Source organism: Acinetobacter wuhouensis (assembly GCF_001696605.3).
GTDB lineage: Bacteria > Pseudomonadota > Gammaproteobacteria > Pseudomonadales > Moraxellaceae > Acinetobacter > Acinetobacter wuhouensis.
Window position 1 is genome coordinate 381,878 of sequence record NZ_CP031716.1, and the last position, 17,180, is coordinate 399,057.

At 37.6% G+C, this 17,180-nt stretch carries 12 protein-coding genes; 5 read left to right on the plus strand and 7 right to left on the minus strand.

Annotation, left to right across the window (positions count from 1 at the left end; all coding sequences use genetic code 11):
• Window positions 1-2: 2 nt before the first annotated feature.
• Complete coding sequence (locus tag BEN71_RS02455) at window positions 3-3,794, plus strand: UvrD-helicase domain-containing protein (protein WP_068973789.1); 3,792 nt, start codon at window positions 3-5, stop codon at window positions 3,792-3,794.
• 122 nt (window positions 3,795-3,916) lie between these two features.
• Complete coding sequence (gene recD, locus BEN71_RS02460) at window positions 3,917-5,671, plus strand: exodeoxyribonuclease V subunit alpha (RefSeq protein ID WP_193925007.1); 1,755 nt, start codon at window positions 3,917-3,919, stop codon at window positions 5,669-5,671.
• A 652-nt stretch (window positions 5,672-6,323) separates the two neighbouring features.
• Here the strand turns inward: recD and BEN71_RS02465 are convergent.
• Window positions 6,324-7,622, minus strand: coding sequence for a serine hydrolase domain-containing protein (locus BEN71_RS02465; RefSeq protein ID WP_068973788.1), 1,299 nt, complete (start codon window positions 7,620-7,622; stop codon window positions 6,324-6,326).
• A 281-nt stretch (window positions 7,623-7,903) separates the two neighbouring features.
• Here BEN71_RS02465 and rpsO point away from each other — a divergent pair, with 281 nt between their 5' ends.
• A complete protein-coding gene (rpsO, locus tag BEN71_RS02470; protein ID WP_004725514.1) occupies window positions 7,904-8,173 on the plus strand; it encodes a 30S ribosomal protein S15 in 270 nt (89 codons plus the stop codon).
• A 289-nt stretch (window positions 8,174-8,462) separates the two neighbouring features.
• Window positions 8,463-10,550: a polyribonucleotide nucleotidyltransferase gene (pnp, locus tag BEN71_RS02475; protein ID WP_171405006.1), complete on the plus strand. Its 2,088-nt coding sequence runs from the start codon at window positions 8,463-8,465 to the stop codon at window positions 10,548-10,550.
• A gap of 119 nt (window positions 10,551-10,669) precedes the next feature.
• Here the strand turns inward: pnp and BEN71_RS02480 are convergent, their stop codons facing one another.
• Complete coding sequence (locus BEN71_RS02480; protein ID WP_086322674.1) at window positions 10,670-11,896, minus strand: tetratricopeptide repeat protein; 1,227 nt, start codon at window positions 11,894-11,896, stop codon at window positions 10,670-10,672.
• 300 nt (window positions 11,897-12,196) lie between these two features.
• On the opposite strand from BEN71_RS02480, the gene BEN71_RS02485 reads away from it, so the two are divergent.
• Window positions 12,197-13,420, plus strand: a complete 1,224-nt coding sequence (locus BEN71_RS02485; protein ID WP_068973786.1) for a magnesium transporter CorA family protein — start codon at window positions 12,197-12,199, stop codon at window positions 13,418-13,420.
• Window positions 13,421-13,461: 41 nt separating this feature from the next.
• On the opposite strand, the gene BEN71_RS02490 is transcribed toward BEN71_RS02485, so the two are convergent.
• From BEN71_RS02490 to hslO, 5 genes are all read right to left on the minus strand, one after another.
• The gene (locus BEN71_RS02490; protein WP_068973785.1) at window positions 13,462-13,731 is read right to left on the minus strand and encodes a YdcH family protein; all 270 of its coding nucleotides are present in this window, start codon (window positions 13,729-13,731) and stop codon (window positions 13,462-13,464) included.
• A 120-nt stretch (window positions 13,732-13,851) separates the two neighbouring features.
• Window positions 13,852-14,190: a chaperone modulator CbpM gene (locus tag BEN71_RS02495; RefSeq protein ID WP_068973784.1), complete on the minus strand. Its 339-nt coding sequence runs from the start codon at window positions 14,188-14,190 to the stop codon at window positions 13,852-13,854.
• Between the two features lie 48 nt (window positions 14,191-14,238).
• Window positions 14,239-15,204, minus strand: a complete 966-nt coding sequence (locus BEN71_RS02500; protein ID WP_068973783.1) for a DnaJ C-terminal domain-containing protein — start codon at window positions 15,202-15,204, stop codon at window positions 14,239-14,241.
• 256 nt (window positions 15,205-15,460) lie between these two features.
• Window positions 15,461-15,904, minus strand: a complete 444-nt coding sequence (locus tag BEN71_RS02505) for a DUF2147 domain-containing protein (RefSeq protein ID WP_068973782.1) — start codon at window positions 15,902-15,904, stop codon at window positions 15,461-15,463.
• Between the two features lie 390 nt (window positions 15,905-16,294).
• Complete coding sequence (hslO, locus tag BEN71_RS02510; RefSeq protein ID WP_068973781.1) at window positions 16,295-17,170, minus strand: Hsp33 family molecular chaperone HslO; 876 nt, start codon at window positions 17,168-17,170, stop codon at window positions 16,295-16,297.
• Window positions 17,171-17,180: the final 10 nt, after the last annotated feature.

Sequence of the window (17,180 nt, forward strand, 5' to 3'; positions counted from 1 at the left end):
TCATGACTGAATCAACTTCTGCCGACAATGTTGCAAATAAACATGTTGCGAATAAAAAGATTTCCATTAAACCGATTGGCGATATGCAATTTTCAGGATTGCATTGGATTGAAGCTTCGGCAGGGACAGGGAAAACCTATACCTTATCCAGTTTAATGGTACGGATTTTTCTTGAGAAATATTTACCAAGCCAAGTGATTGCCACCACTTTTACCCGTAAAGCTGCGGCAGAATTAAAAAGTCGTATTCGCGCACGTTTGCAGGAAACATTTCGTTATTTCGAGTCTTGTCGTGAATTGACTGAGGCAGAAGTATTAGCCAAAGCACAACAAGAGACCGATCCCTTATTCGCCAAAGTACTGGTGACTTTTGCAACACAGATTGCCTATGCTTGTGAGCGTTTAAAATTAGTCATTGACCAACTCGATGAGCTATTCGTCGGGACTTTAGATAGTTTTAGTCAAAAGTTATTGCGTGAGTTCGCTTTTGAAAGTGGCAAGATTGAACGGGCTGAAATTACTGATGATGCGAAAAGTTATAGTCATCAATTGATTCACGACATATTGCGTGCATGGATTCAAAAGCAACCGCAAGAAATTGTGGATAGCTTGATGTTCGCAGGAGAGTTGCGTGGCGTTGATTATTATGTGGCGACGGTCGAGCAAAGTTTAAATTTTGCTTCAGCTCAGTTTATTGAGCCACAATTTTCTAGTGCTGATTCTCAAATGTTTCAGCAAGCCATTGAACAACTCGCTCAAATTCCACCCGAGAAACTACAAAGCCTAGAAGCCTATTATTTGTTGGATGGTGAATATTATAAATTCATCAATGGGACGAAATTTAGAAGTGATCGTTTCCATCGAATTTTTGCCAAAAGCTTGCCACAAATTATTCAAACTGTTCAGAAGAATGATTATAAGCATTATCTAAGTTCAAGCCTTGCCACAGCAAAGACTGATTTTGCTACGCTGATTAAAGTGTTACGTGAGCAACAAATTTTCAAGAAAGCTGCCCCTGAAAAGGTACAAACTGACTTTTATCAACATGCGGTGATTCAACAGCTTTTAAAGATTTATGAAGCCATTGAAACATTTGAAAATCAGTTACTGGGTACCAATACATTTTTAAAATATTACTTGGCACAAGAAGTTAAACAGCGCTTACCCCAAGTCTTGCAACAAAAGGGTGAAACCACCTTTGCACAGCAAATTCGCACATTAGCCGAAGCTTTACAAGGGGAGCAAGGGCAACGCTTTGCGACTTTTGTCCATGCGCGTTATCCTTTGATTCTGGTGGATGAATTCCAAGACACCAACCAAGATCAGGATGATATGTTGGCGCAAATTTGGCGTCATCCGAGCCGAGTGAAAAAAGGCTGTATGATCATGGTTGGCGACCGTAAACAAGCGATTTATGGTTTCCGTGGCGGTGATATGCTGACCTTTTTAAAGGCGCATCAAGATGTTTTTGGCAAAGATGGACATGAATATAACCTGATTTATAACCATCGTTCAGTAAAACCGTTGGTTGATGTGGTTGATGCATTATTCCAACAGCAAATGGATTTTGGCGAACAGGTGATCTATACCCCTGTACAAGCAGGTAGTCGTCCGCATCCTGATTTAATTGACAATGGTATTGTCAATCCACAACCGCTACGTTGGTTGAAATTAGAAGATAAAAACCAAGAAGCAGAGCAAGTGGCTTGGAAAATTCGTGATCTGCTCAATCAAGGCATTCAGGGCAATTTGTATTTTGTTGAAAAATCAGGGCAACGAAATATTGATGAAAATGATATTGCCATTTTATCCAAAAACCACGATGGTTTAGATAAAGCACAATCTGCATTGAATTATTTAGGTATTCGTACCAATCGACCCTCGAAAAAAAGTGTTTTTGAAAGTCAGATTGCTCAAGATGTGGGTGCGGTATTATCGGCAATTCTTTATCCTTACCATGAAGCAAAAATTAAACGGGCTTTGCTGAGTCGTTTATTAGGTTTTGATTTAAAACAATTGGTTGCATTGGAACAACATGCAGATGGTTTAAGTCAGTACATTGAGTTGTTCGATCAAATCCGTGAAATGTGGTTGAATCAAGGTTTTTTAACCACTTGGCAATTTGCACTGAATCAATTTTCAGTGTGGACAAAATTAGTCTCCACGCAAAGTCGGGACAATGAGCGCGTGGTGGTGAATTTACGTCATTTAACCGAATTGCTCAGTCAGCACAGTGAAGAATATCAAGGTGCGCAAAATCTGTATCATTGGTATTTAAAACAGCTCACGTCACCGATGGAACGTGAGTGGGAAATGGAACGCAAACTGTCGAATGAGGCAGGCGTTCAGCTGATGACCATTCACCAATCGAAAGGTTTAGAATTTAAATTTGTCTTCCTTTTAGGTGCGGATAAAGATTTTAAAGAAATCAATAAAACCCTCAATTTTTCCACCATTGAACAGGTCAATACTCAAGGAAAAGTAGAACAGCAACGTGTGGTTGCGGTGAATGACACAGCTGTTCTCGATCCTAAAGATATTGAACAGCATAATGAGCGAGCGTTGGCAGAGCACCATCGCCTATGGTATGTGGCGTTAACCCGTGCCAGTTATCGTGTCTATGCCATGCTCAGTGATGTGAAGGAAAAATCAACCACAGGTTTGGCTTTTTGGCGTGGGCAGGGTGCGAATACCTTTAGCCATATTGGCAGTACGGTAGAACCCTTACTGACACAATGTCCTCCACGATTGGAAAAAGCCAAAATGGAAACAGACATTCCTTTGACCGCTGAAGTTTTCCCAAGTCAACGTTTTTATGCACGGGGTAAAACCAGTTTTAGTGCTTTGGCACAGCATTTGACTCGACAACAAATTCAAGATGCACTGGCTGTTTCTGAACAAAAGACTGAAAGTGCTGAAGATGAAATTCAGCAAGAAATCATTGAAATAGATCATCAAATCACAACACAACCGATTGCATGGATTAAAGCCAATTTCCCTATGGGAACGGTTGCAGGGAATTTCTTACATGAAATCTTTGAACATATCGATTTTAAAGATCAGCAATATTGGCATTTAGAAATTCACCGTCGTTTTAAAAATGACTATGCCGGTTTGAGAACAGAATTACTTGAGAAGTATCAGGCAGCATTTATTGATGATCAGCAAGAAACGGAATCATCCGAAATTCCACCTGCTGAAGAAACTGTTTTAGGTTGGATGGCGGAATGGCTGAAAGATGTTTTATCTACACCGATTCTCAATGGTTTTAATTTAGGTCAACTGGAACCACATGAGCATTTAGCCGAATTTCCTTTCTATTTGTCCTTATCTGATCGTGTACTCGCTATTAAACGGATTCATCAATTGTTCGATGAACATGGTATTACCATGCCAGAGTTTAAAGATGCCAACTCAGCACGTTATTTAAATGGTTCGATTGACTTGGTGTTTTTTGATGGGCAGAAATATCACATTGCCGATTATAAAAGTAACTTCTTGGGTATCGATCAACAGAGTTATTGTTCCGAAGCAGTACAGGAAAGTATGTCACATGCCAGTTATTGGTTACAGGCTTCATTGTATTTGGTTGCCTTGCATCGGTATTTAAACGTGCAACTTGAGGACTATCAAATTGAACGTGATTTGGGTGGTGCAACCTATTTATATTTACGGGGTATGAATGGACAGTCTGAACAGGGCTATCACTATTGGCGACCAAGTACAGAATTTATCCTCAGATTAGATGCGATTCTCGGTTATTTTACTGAGGGTAACTTGGCAGAAAGTGCGTAATTTTTATTTAAAATTTTGAATAAACAGATGCTTATCCTTGTTTTAAGGATGTGAATGAAGTTGTGGATGCTTTTGTGGATAAGTGTGTTGAAAACCTTGTAGATAACTCTGAGGATAACTGTGTGGAAAATAAACAAGATTTAGCAGGTCAAGTCCCGCAATGGATAGAGACATGGAGTAAATACGTTTTAACACAGTATTCCACAGCCTCTCATATGCATGAAGATGCACACGCACAAGCACTTGAATTGGTACAAGAGATTTTGTTGGCAACGACTCAAGGGGATAGTTGTATTGCCAAACAAGGGCGAAACACAGCCGTATTAGATACATTGATTAGCGATGATCAAACTGTACAGACAGAGGTCGCACCTTTTGTGCAAGATGATGAATTTGTTTATTTATATCGTTATTGGCAGTTGGAACAGCGTTTGGCAACTCAAGTTCTACGTTTAAAAAAGCAAGCGATTCAACAGGTTGATGTATCTGCTTATGATGATTTATTGAGTGATGAACATCAGAAAAAGGCTTTGGTCAACGCTGCCAAAAATGCATTCAATATCATTACTGGCGGACCTGGCACGGGTAAAACTTATACCTTAGCGCGGATTATCGCAGTGCTTCATCAAGCCATTCCAGATATTCGTATCGCCATGGCAGCACCGACAGGGAAAGCTGCACAACGTATGGGTGAGGCACTACAAAATTCACTATCTGACCCTAAACTACACAGCTTTGGACTAGATCAAAATCTCTTTAACCCCATGACTTTACATCGCCTATTGGGTTTGGGTAATCAACATGTACCTCGTTTTAATTTAAGACAACCTTTACCTTATGATGTGATCGTGGTCGATGAAGCATCCATGTTAGATTTGAATTTAGCCACTATGCTGTTTGAAGCTGTGCCTGAACATTGTCGATTAATTTTATTGGGCGATGCCAATCAGCTTGCTTCTGTAGATGTGGGTTCGGTATTGGCAGACTTACAACATGTTGAATTACTAAAAGAAAACAGAGTTAATCTGCTTACGACACGACGTTTTAGTGATGATGCTTTAATTGGAAAAATGGCACGCTTTATTCAACAACAAAAACATCAGCAATTGAATGAGGAGCAGATCCTCCAAGATTTTGAAAATGAAGTTGTTCAAGCCACAGAAATTCAAAATATTGTTTTACAAAATGACGTGCAAGATGTCATTCAACTTGAATATTTACCTGAAAAAATTACATCAGCAGAACTCGAAAGTTATAATCAAAAGTTGAGCTTTGGCTTTCAACCATATTTTGAAACGCTCAAAAATTATTTATCCAAAGATGAAAACAGCGATGAGGATATAGAAGAAGTTGTTAAAGCATTTGATTTGTATCGCATCTTAACGGCAGTACGTCATGGCACTTTGGGCTTGGAACAACTCAATAGAGAAATGGAGAAAGCATTATTTACATCTTTGCCAACATTATCTAGGCAAGGGGATTGGTATGTCGGGCGTCCTGTGATGATGACTTATAATGATTATCAACTCGGATTGTCCAATGGTGATATTGGGGTTTGTTTTAGGCATCGTCAGCAAGCCGATCAATTTGAAGTCTATTTTCCAAGTTTGAATAAATGGTTGCCTGCAACACGATTACCAAAGTCGATGCAAACTGCTTTTGTATTAACAATTCATAAATCCCAAGGCTCAGAGTTTACCCATACAGCAGTGGTTTTGGATGCAGCTGCAACACGATTGTTGAGTCAAGAATTGATTTATACAGCGATTACCCGTGCCAAAAAAGTGGTGAGTCTTTTGGTTGATCAACAAGCTTTTGTTCAATCTTTGATGATTTCAACGCGTAGAATGAGTGGGTTGGTTAGTAAGATTAAATGAATGTAGTTATTTTGTAGTATATTTAAATAATTTTAACTTTGTACGAAATGGCTTACATGAATTCGAGAGATTTGCGCATAGAGCTTCATGTCACTTTTTGAGATGATGAACCCATAAAGAGCTCAGCAAGGATCGTTGAGTAAAATCGCACAATAAGAATAATTTGAAGTCGAGAGACTGCGAACTTACATGTAAGTAAGTGATAAAGAGGAAACTTACAGCCGCTAAGCCTTGTAGTTTTGGGAGAGACTACAAGGCTTTTTTATTGAATAGATATTAAAAACCGTATTTTGAGATCTTCATTAAAATTTTTTAAATGTATTCAATATATTTTTTACAGGAAACGATGATTTGTATTTTTGTAAGATATTTCTCACACGGATAGAAGATAATGCGACTTATGTCTGGAAAAATCATGGTGCATAATAGGTCACATATGGACATAATTGGTCACAAGGTCGTGAAAATATTGTCAGTATATAAGAACAATAAGTGCCAAAGCACGAGTGAGTACAATAAATAAGATAACGAAAATTATTAAATAAGAAACTACAGCGCAATGGAAAAGCCCTAAGAGTAATCTTAGGGCTTTTTTATAAGATAAACTAAAAAGTATAATAAAAAGAAGGATTATGATCAGGCTAAAGCGTATTTAAACTAAATCTGTTTCAGTACGATCAGTTCCAAACAATGCACGACGCTGTTCTTTTGGAATTTTCGGACAATTCTTAGAAATTTGGTAAAGTGTCTGTGCTAAAGCAGGAATGTGGGTTCCTACTACAGATTTTCCTGTATTTAAAATACTGACACTAATGTCACGCTCAGGATCAGCCCAACATAGAATGTTGGAAAAACCTAAGTGACCAAACGCTTGTCCTGTCATAGGACCAAATACCCCCACAGGATTACTACCAAGCATTGGTCCAAGAGCATAACGCATGGGTGCAATGAGAGTGCGGTCTATCGTTGTGGTCGATGTCGGAAGTGTCGCTCTGAACACCGTTTCAGGGCTCATGATTTGTTTGCCTTTATATTGTCCACCATTTAACAACATTTCAAAAAAACGATTGGCTTGTTCGGCACTGGTATAAATATTACCTGCAGGACAAACACTGTCCATGAATCGAGGATCGTTGGTGACATCGACAGCAAGTTGCAAGCCACCACCAAGCACATGATTTAAATATAAATCTGTACCTAATTTAGGATGTACTCCTGTAGGGTAGTTTAAGGCAACATGATCTCGAAATTCAGGTTTTAAGCCATAGTTGAAAAACTCCATCTCCATCGGCTTTTCAATTTGTTGATGCAAAAACTGGCGAATATCTTGTCCAGTCACACGCTCAATCAATTCACCCAAGATATAACCTGCGGTCACAGCATGATAGGCGAGGTGTGCTCCAGCAGGAGAGATCGGTTTAGAAGCATAGAGTTGTTGTAAAATCTGTTCTTTATCAAATAAAAGCTCAGGTGTGACTTCTGTTTCTACGCGAGGGATTCCACCACGATGTGAGAGCAAATGGAAAATGGTGGCACGTCGTTTACCATTTTGGGCATATTCAGGAATGTAATAACTGATCGGATCAAGTAGATTAATTTCACCTGTTTCATCTAACATGTGAATCAGCATCGCTGTAATCATTTTCGAGGCTGAAAATAAGCAAATCGGTGTATCAGGATTGGCAATCACAGCATTTTGTGCAAGACCGCTGGCTGAATTTCCTGAAGCATAGCCTAAACTACGATTCAGTATAATTTCACCTTTACGACGAAGGCAGACACTGATCAGAGGGTGGTTTCCCGTTCGATATAAGCTTTCAATACTGCCCCATATTTTTTGAACTTGCTGTTCAGTCATCCCACCTTGTTTAGGCAATACTTCATTTTTACTTTGTGTAATGCTGTTTAAGTCTTTAGGTACATAACAGGTATTGGTTGAAAATAGTTTCACATTCTTTTCCGTGATTATTTTTATTCAGGTTTACAGTTTGAACTGAGTAAATAAATAAGTCAGTGTCCTAAATGCCTTGAAGTTTGTAAAAAAAATGCAATATTTCATTTTTTATTTTGAAGCCATTTTTAGAAGCGAGAATATGTACGATATTTTTGCAATCTCATTATACTTCCTTTAAAATAGTCGACTGCTGTAGTGATGCACGGCAGTTAAATTGATTTTGAAGAATCAATTTGATTTGTATCAAGTATTTAAATTAAGCATCTCGGAGAAATCGAATGGCTTTAACAAACGCAGATCGCGCAGAGATCGTTGCAAAATTCGCTCGTGCTGAAAATGACACTGGTTCACCTGAAGTACAAGTTGCTTTATTGACTGCTCAAATCAATGATTTGCAAGGTCACTTTAAAGAACACAAACACGACCATCATAGCCGTCGTGGTTTGATCCGTATGGTTAACCAACGTCGTAAGCTTCTTGACTACCTTAAAGGTAAAGATGCTACTCGTTATAGCGATTTGATTGCTGCTTTAGGTTTACGTCGTTAATTCGATTTAAACTTTTATTTTCGGATTATTGCATGATCAATGCTGTAGTGATGAAAACTAAAGTCTGTCCAGCATTTGCTGGATAAAGAGAAGGGGCGAATATTCGCTCCTTCTTCGTGTTTAAAATTAGTGTAAATAAAGATTAATTTGAATTTATTCTCTAGTGAGGTCGGCTTCTAAGCTTTGTCATTTATGCTTTTTATTCGTTCAGAATGATGTGAATGCCAAACCTTAGGGGTCTCCACTAGAATAACCGTTCAAAAGAACTAGGAAATAAAATTACATGTCAATGTTTAATGTGATTCGTAAAGAATTTCAATATGGTCAACATCAAGTTGTACTCGAAACAGGTCGCGTTGCTCGTCAAGCAAACACTGTAGTGATCACAATGGGCGGCGTAACAGTTTTAGTTGCTGTTGTTGCTCAACCAACTGCGAAAGCGGGTCAAGACTTTTTCCCACTTACAGTTAACTATCAAGAAAAACAATATGCTGCGGGTCGTATCCCTGGCGGTTATGGTAAACGTGAAGGTCGTGCTTCAGAGTCTGAAACTTTAATTTCACGCTTAATCGACCGTCCAATTCGTCCACTGTTCCCAGAAGGTTATTATAACGAAATCCAAGTGACGGCAACTGTTGTGTCTTCTGACAAAACTATGGAAGCTGATATTGCTGCAATGTTAGGTACTTCTGCTGCACTTGCGATTGCAGGTACGCCGTTCCGTGGTCCGATCGGTGGCGCGCGTGTTGGTTTAATCAACGGTGAATATGTTCTTAACCCGAACTTAGAACAACTTGCTCAATCTGATCTTGACCTTGTTGTTGCTGGTACAGAATCTGCTGTACTTATGGTTGAATCTGAAGCGAAAGAACTTTCAGAAGACCAAATGTTAGGCGCTGTGCTTTTCGGTCATGACGAAATGCAAATTGCGATCCAAGCAATTAAAGAATTTGCAGCAGCTGCGGGTGCAACAGAGTCTACTTGGACTGCACCTGCGAAAAACGAAGATCTTCGTGCAAAATTAAAAGAAACATTTGAAGCTAAAATCTCTGAAGCTTATACGATTGCAGTTAAACAAGATCGTTATGCAGCTCTAGATGCGTTGGAAGCAGAAGCAAAAGCTCAATTTATCCCTGAAGAAGACGTTGATGGCATCGCTGATGACCTAAACGAATTATTTGAAGATCTTAAATACCGCACCGTACGTGACAACATCCTTTCAGGTAAACCACGTATTGATGGTCGTGATACTAAAACTGTTCGTGCATTAGACGTACAAGTGGGTGTATTAGACCGTGCTCACGGTTCTGCATTGTTCACACGTGGTGAAACTCAGGCTTTAGTTACAACGACACTGGGTAATACTCGTGATGCGTTGATGGTTGATACTTTAGCGGGTACTAAAACTGACAACTTCATGTTGCACTACAACTTCCCTGCATATTCTGTAGGTGAAACTGGTCGTGAATCAGGTCCTAAACGTCGTGAAATCGGTCATGGTCGTTTGGCACGCCGTGGTGTTCAAGCTGTTCTTCCTGCGGCTGATCGCTTCCCGTATGTCATCCGTATCGTATCAGACATTACTGAATCTAACGGTTCATCTTCAATGGCTTCTGTATGTGGTGCTTCATTGTCACTTATGGATGCAGGTGTTCCACTTAAAGCACCAGTTGCGGGTATCGCAATGGGTCTAGTAAAAGAAGGCGAGCGTTTCGCAGTACTTTCTGACATCTTAGGTGATGAAGATCACTTAGGTGATATGGACTTTAAAGTAGCGGGTTCTGCAAACGGTATTACTGCGCTTCAAATGGATATCAAAATCGAAGGTATCACTGAAGAAATTATGGAAGTTGCATTGAACCAAGCTTATGCAGGTCGTATGCATATTCTAAATGCAATGAACCAAGTGATTTCACGTGCTCGTCCTGAAATTTCAATGTTCGCGCCGACATTCCAAGTGATCAACATCAACCCTGATAAGATCCGTGATGTCATCGGTAAAGGTGGTGCGACGATTCGTGCAATCACTGAAGAAACTAAAGCTGCGATCGACATCGAAGACAATGGTACAGTACGTGTATTTGGTGAATCTAAAGCTGCTGCTCAAGCTGCAATTGCAAAAATCCAAGCTCTTACTGCTGAAGTTGAACCTGGTACAATTTACCAAGGTAAAGTCATTCGTATCGTTGAATTTGGTGCGTTTGTAAACATCATGCCAGGTACAGATGGTTTACTTCACATTTCTCAAATTTCAAACGAACGCGTTGCAAATGTAACTGACGTATTAGCTGAAGGGCAAGAAGTGAAAGTACAGGTTGCAGATGTTGATAACCGTGGTCGTATTAAACTTACGATGAAAGACATCGACCAAGCGTAATAGACGCAAGATTTATTTTTTCTAAAAGAGCCTGCTAAATGCAGGCTTTTTTATGGCATGTTGAAAATAAGGAAGATCAACAATAACGGTTAAGCGCTGTGAATATACAAAAGCATTGGTCAAATAACTTGAACTGACCAATCCTTGCTATTTAATTTTTCTAGATAAGGAATAGGGACTACAAAAGTAAACTTATTGGCTTTAACTGTTGAAGTGTATTTACAAATCACATGATTTTCTTTATCTACGATTGCCCAAGAAAATTTTTCACCATTTTTTTTGTTTGATGGGATCGAAAATTCTGAAGTTGTATCCCAACCAACATGAAAGTTGGGTCTATTTTCATGTCCATTTTCTTGTTGAGGATGGTTTGGGAATTTAACCGTATTTTCATAATTAAACTGGCTGTCGTGGTGTAAAACACTGCCTTTAATTTGTTTCCATATCACATCTCTGAGAAAATGTTGATCCTGCCCAAAATATAGTTTTGACTGACATGTTTTATTATATTTGAGGATTTGGCTTTTTATATCTTCTATAATTCCTGTCACTCCACCCCACATACCTGCCAAAATGATATCTGTATGTGTATATCCATCACGCATGATATGAAATGCTTTATCACTTTCGAGCCATTCATTTACAGCATATTGTTCTCTAGTCGATACAATAGAATCTGCATCACGGATTATAAATCTATCAATATTTTCATCATCAATAACTAAAAAGCGCCACATCGTGCCGTGGATCATTTTTTTAACTTCATCAGATACGAAGTGTAACTCAGCACCATTTGCAACTAATCTATCTAATACTTCTTGGGGGACGCTACGATCGACGTAAAATCGGCATGTCCAATTTGGATATAAATTTTTCGCCTCTATTGTATTTAAAATGGCTGTTTCGCAATATCTTGGTGAATCGCCATAGATTGAAAAACTAATGATATTTTTAGTTTTATCATTACCTATAGGTTTTGGTTTGGTGTGTATTTCCAAAAAATCTTGAGTATCATTTAAAGATAAAAGTTGATTACCGACTTTTAAAAAGTTTTCAAAATCATTCAACAAATAATGTATGGATGATAATTTACCTAAGAGATATAAAGTCTCACCATTCGCTTTAATCGATTTTAAAATATATTCTTTTGCGAGTGCATATTCTTTTATTTCAAAATAACAATCTGAAATTTCAAGATTTATATCTTTTGAAGAGTAAAAAGTATTCGGTTTTTTTAAAAGTTCTATTGCTTCGTTATACCTTCCATTAAGTTTAAGATCTTTTATTTTTTCACCTACGTTTACGTTTGAAAATAATGGTGAGTTAAATTTAGTTGTCTTTTTCATTATATAAATCTTTTATTTGAGGTCTTGGTATAACACGTTAAGTTAATCTGTTTTGAGCTCGATTACAATTAGAGTGTGATTTGTCTCTTTCATAAATCAAAAAAAAGATCACTTAATTTATTGTTTTTAGATTAGATTATTTTTCATATTTCATGAGTGCTTTATAGGTGAAATCTGTAGATCGAGCGCAATTGACGTGGGATTCACAATTTTCTTTAAAAGAGCCTGCTTCATGCAGGCTTTTTTATGGCATGATGCGAGTAAGGAAGACCAACAATAATTTTTTTAAAAGCTGTGAATATGCAAAGTTTTTATTTTTTTCAGCATCCTGAAGCACCCTTTACCTGTGTACAAAAAGAACCTGTATTTAATGTAGAGCAGCAATTTGTCTGGATTGATTGTACCCGTGAAGATGTGGTGAATCGTGCAGAACAGTGGCAACAAGAAATATTGCAGAATACTCAAATTCAGGTCAATGAATATCATTTAAAAGATCTTTTAAATATTGAGCACCCATGTGCATTCGATGCGATGGAGGATTATGATTTACTCATTTTTAGAAAGTTGATTACCCCAGACGATCAAATTAATAGTGGGGAAAATGCACTAGAAAAGCATGACACAATATTTGGATTAGCCACATCACCAGTCAGTTTTATTATTACCTCTCATGCACTAATCACGGTACATGAAAAAGGTAATCATGCTTTTGAAAGCTATCTTACGAGAATCATGAATATCATGAGCAAAAGTATAGATGAGCAAAATAAACCGCGTAAATTAGCGACGACGCCTGTCGATTTGGCCTTACGCTTACTCAATAGTATGGTGGATGGATATTTAGACCTGCGAAAGCCTTTGTCTCGCCGTGTAGAATTTTGGCAACAAGAACTTTTACAAGGCAATCGTCGTTTTGCCAAGTGGCATCAGCTATTTCAGGAAAATATGGTCTTTCAGCAAATTGAGAATTTGTGTGAGGAGCAGATCGATTCTTTACAGGAATTACGCGATGAAATTGTTGAAAATTACACCCATTTAAAGGGTAAAAAACACAATGAAAAACAAGATATTATGCTTGTTCGAGTGGATGATTTAACCAGTCATGTTGAGCGAATTCAAAAATATACAGTTCGCTTAAGTACAGCGATTCAAACAGCGATTGATCTACATTTTTCTGCTATCGCCAATCAAACTAATGAAAATATGCGGATTCTCGCAATCATTACCGCAGTATTTGCACCATTAACTTTATTAACCGGTGTATATGGAATGAATTTTGAATTTATTCCAGGCTTAAAGAGTCCAATTGGTTTTTGGATCATGCTCAGTGCAATGTTGATTTGTACTGTAGGATTACTGATCTATTTTTATCGACGACATTTGGTTGGGCGAGGGGAAAGGAGTGTGATTGATATGTTGGCGCAACAACATAATAATCAACACGTTAACTTTTTATGGTTTTTGGACTATGAGCCGATTAAACAAACCATGAAAGAAGTTGAAAAAATAACAAAGCTAAAGTAATCACATAGCTAGAGTAATCATAAAACTGACATAATTATGGATTATTCTAGTGATACATTCATGTGAGCAGACCTTTGTAAAATTGAATAAAGCTGATCTTTTAATCGCAGTTTTTTTCGTTTGAGCTGTTCAATATTTTCATGAATATGATTGAGTGGATCAAGCTCTAGCTGACTAATTTCACGATCGAGTTCATCATGATCAGTTAAAAGCTTGGCAAAATGCGGATCTTCTTGTTTGAGGATACACATGAGATTGTGATGTTCTGGGAACATGTGTTTCAACTTTTTATTCATTACTTTCGAATTCATTAGAGCCCTTAACCTCTTATTTATAAAATTCTAAATCATAAAACAAAACGGAAAGACAAGCTCTCCATCATGACAGGTTAAATAATAACCTGCCACTAGGTATTAACAATTTGAAATGAATTAGTGTGAATGTAGATGAAGGTGTTTGACTTGTTTCCGTAATTGTTGAACCTCATCAAGTAAATCCATCATCATTGCAACAGCAGATAAACTTGCTTCAAAATCTCGTTGAAGGCGATAGGCTCGTCGAGCACGTGCAATGTCTTCTCCAAAAAATTGATGAATACGATCTTCTGGTCGAGCAGGTAAGATTTCATATTCTAGTAATTGTAAAATCCACTCAGGGCTTTGACCACAGGCTTGGGCAAAATTTTTGAGATCTAAATTTAGGTTTTCATCTACGATTTCGGCATCTTGGAAACCGTCATAGACAATTTCACGGTATTGAATAGTTGTCATGATTGCTCTCCTTTAGCAGAGTGATTGATTTATCAATCAATTATTCAGTTATGAACGTGGATTAAAGTCATGAAAAGCATTGGAAAAATCTTGATATGCTTTTTGCTGTTGTTCTGTGTTGGCCTTTGGATAAACGATATTGATGACTAAATATAAATGTCCAGGTACTTTTGCAGGGATGCCTTTATCTTTTAAGCGCAGTTGTTGATTATTTTTGGCATTCTGTGGGACATTTACTTTGACTTTACCCGCAGGTGTATCTATTTCAATACTTTGACCCAGTGCTGCCTCCCAAGGGGTAACATCTACGGTGTAATATACATCTGCGCCTTCGACACGAATACGATCAGTATCTTGGTATTGAATTTCGATATATAAGTCACCATTCTCACCGCCATTAATTCCAGCCTGCCCTTGTTTAGAAAGACGAATTTGTTGTCCTTCTTTCATTCCCTTTGGGATTTTTACTTGAAGTGTTTTGCGTTGAACTTCGGCTTCGCCATAAGCATTATAAGTCGGAATTTGTAGGGTGATGGTTTGTGTTGAACCTTCATAGGCAATATTCACAGGAACTTGAATACTGGCGTGTTGATCTTCACCTTTATAACTACGTTGTTGAGAGCCCCTTTGTCCATATTCTTGTTGGCGTCCGCCACCAAACCCACCACCAAAACGTCCAAACAAATCTTCAAAACCGCTAAAGTCTTGACCACCTGTATTGCCACTTGAACGATAGAATTGACTGCCATCAAAGCCACTTTGTCCACTGCTTTGTCCGCCAAAGCCTGCTGTATTGGCATAAGGGTTGTCGAGTTCGAAATCGTATTGTTTTTTCTTTTCTTCATTACTGAGCGTGTCATAAGCGACATTAATGCCTTGCATTCTTTCCTCAGCATCAGCTTCTTTACTCACATCTGGATGATATTTTCGAGCCAATTTACGATATGCTTTTTTAATTTCATCAGGCGTCGCAGTTCTTGCAACTCCCAGTTCTTCATAATAATTTTTTGCCATATTCTCAGTCATTAATTGTTTATCTTTATTATAGTTTTATGCTTTTTTTGAGATCTATGGAAGCCTTTCTTCGTGTTGTTATTGTTTCAAAATTTATAGCTGAAAAACGAGTTCTAGATCAATGTTATTTTTATTCAATTATTGAACAAGTATTTTCACGTTATTGGGGATTATTGTTTATAGTTTCAGGTTATTTAAATCCATTTAGGATAAGGCAGGGCTTATAAAAAAAGCGCCGAAGCGCTTTAATATAAATCTATTCAATTCTCAACCAAGTCACACTCCGCCCTAACATTGATACACCAATATATCCACGCATATTTAAGCGATTATTTTTTGCATTTACTTTGGCTTTCCCTTTATAAACTTTACCTGATAACGGGTCTAATACTTGCCCATCAATAAATTCATTTGGGCTATTTGGATCCTGTTTAAATCCTGAAATAATCTGTAAGCCCACGTAAGGTGCATTTTTTAAGTTCCCTTTACACTGTAAGCATTTCGGTTCTAATGGTTTACCTGGTAATGGACGGATAGTATAAATTTTCCCTGAATATGTGCCATCTGGATTTTTTACAATTTCGACATCGGCACGAGAATAACCTGTTTTATCATCTACAGTTTTCCATTTCCCTGTTAAATCATAAGCATGGCTTAGGCTTGTAATTAGGCTCAAGCAGCAGAGTAAAATCTTTTTCATATTCTTACATCCTTTTTATTTAAATCATAAGTATGAATTATTATGAATAGACTCTACCTTTTATAAGTATAAATCAAGATTTTATTATTTAAATATGTTTAGTTAAATCAGTGTGTTATTTATTATTAAAGGTATATTTTTTGAATGGGTTTGATCGAATATATACTGTTTATTTTTTATTTTGAGTGATTTAAGTTTTACTAATTAAAATTACAGTATTCGATAAGAATAAAATAAATAATTTTTATTTTTAAAGTGAGATATATGTCACAAATTTATGTTTGGTTTTTCGGGTATTATTTAAATATAAGAATATGTATTAATCTGCAAAAAAAATAGCAAACCTAAGTTTGCTATTTAAACTGGATCAATTTAAGTTAGTGGAATTATTTAACTTAAATGCTCACCAAAGAGACTAAGTGCCTCTTTTGCAGTGAACTGATATTTTTTATTACAGAACTGACAATCCATTTCGATTGGGTTTTGAATTTCTAAAGTTTCTTTGACCGCATCTAAACCAATTTGAATCAATGCATTTTGACACTTCTCATGTGAGCACGTGCAATTAAATTGCAAGTTTTCCACTTCTGGAAGACGAACTTCTTCTTCATTGTATAAGCGATAAAGAATGTCTTGGGCTTCCAAATCGGTTAATTCTTCAGATTTGAGTGTTTGAGTCAGCATGATCAGGCGTGGCCACAAATCTTCATCGACACGTTGCTGTTCTTCTTCATTATTACGCGGTAATAATTGGATCAGTAAGCCTCCCGCATTGTGATGTGTACTAGCCAAAACAATACGTGTAGGAATTTGTGCAGACAAATCGTAGTACTGCATTAAGCAACCTGCAAGTGTTGGTTTATCTAAAGGTACGATACCTTGATAACGCTCACCATGCTCAGGTTCAATATTAATAAACAAAACAGGTTGTTGTAGGGTGCTGAGTACAGTGCTGCTATCCTCACTGAGCATGAAGTGCGGATCTTCTTCATAGTCTGCAAGCGCACGTACATCACCTAAGTGATTGCATTCAGCCATTGCCCATTTAAAAGTACCTTGCGCTTGGATTTGTAAGCTGATACGTCCTTTAATTTTTAATGTGCTGGCAAGTAGCGCAGTTGCACAAAGCATTTCACCCAAAAGAATAGCAACCGCTGGTGCATAGTCTCGTTGAGCTAAAATGGTTTGTAGTGCCGTATCTAAATGCACAACTTCACCGCGAACAGGGCTGTCTTCAATATAAAAACGTTGACGTAAATCAGTCATAAAATTCTCC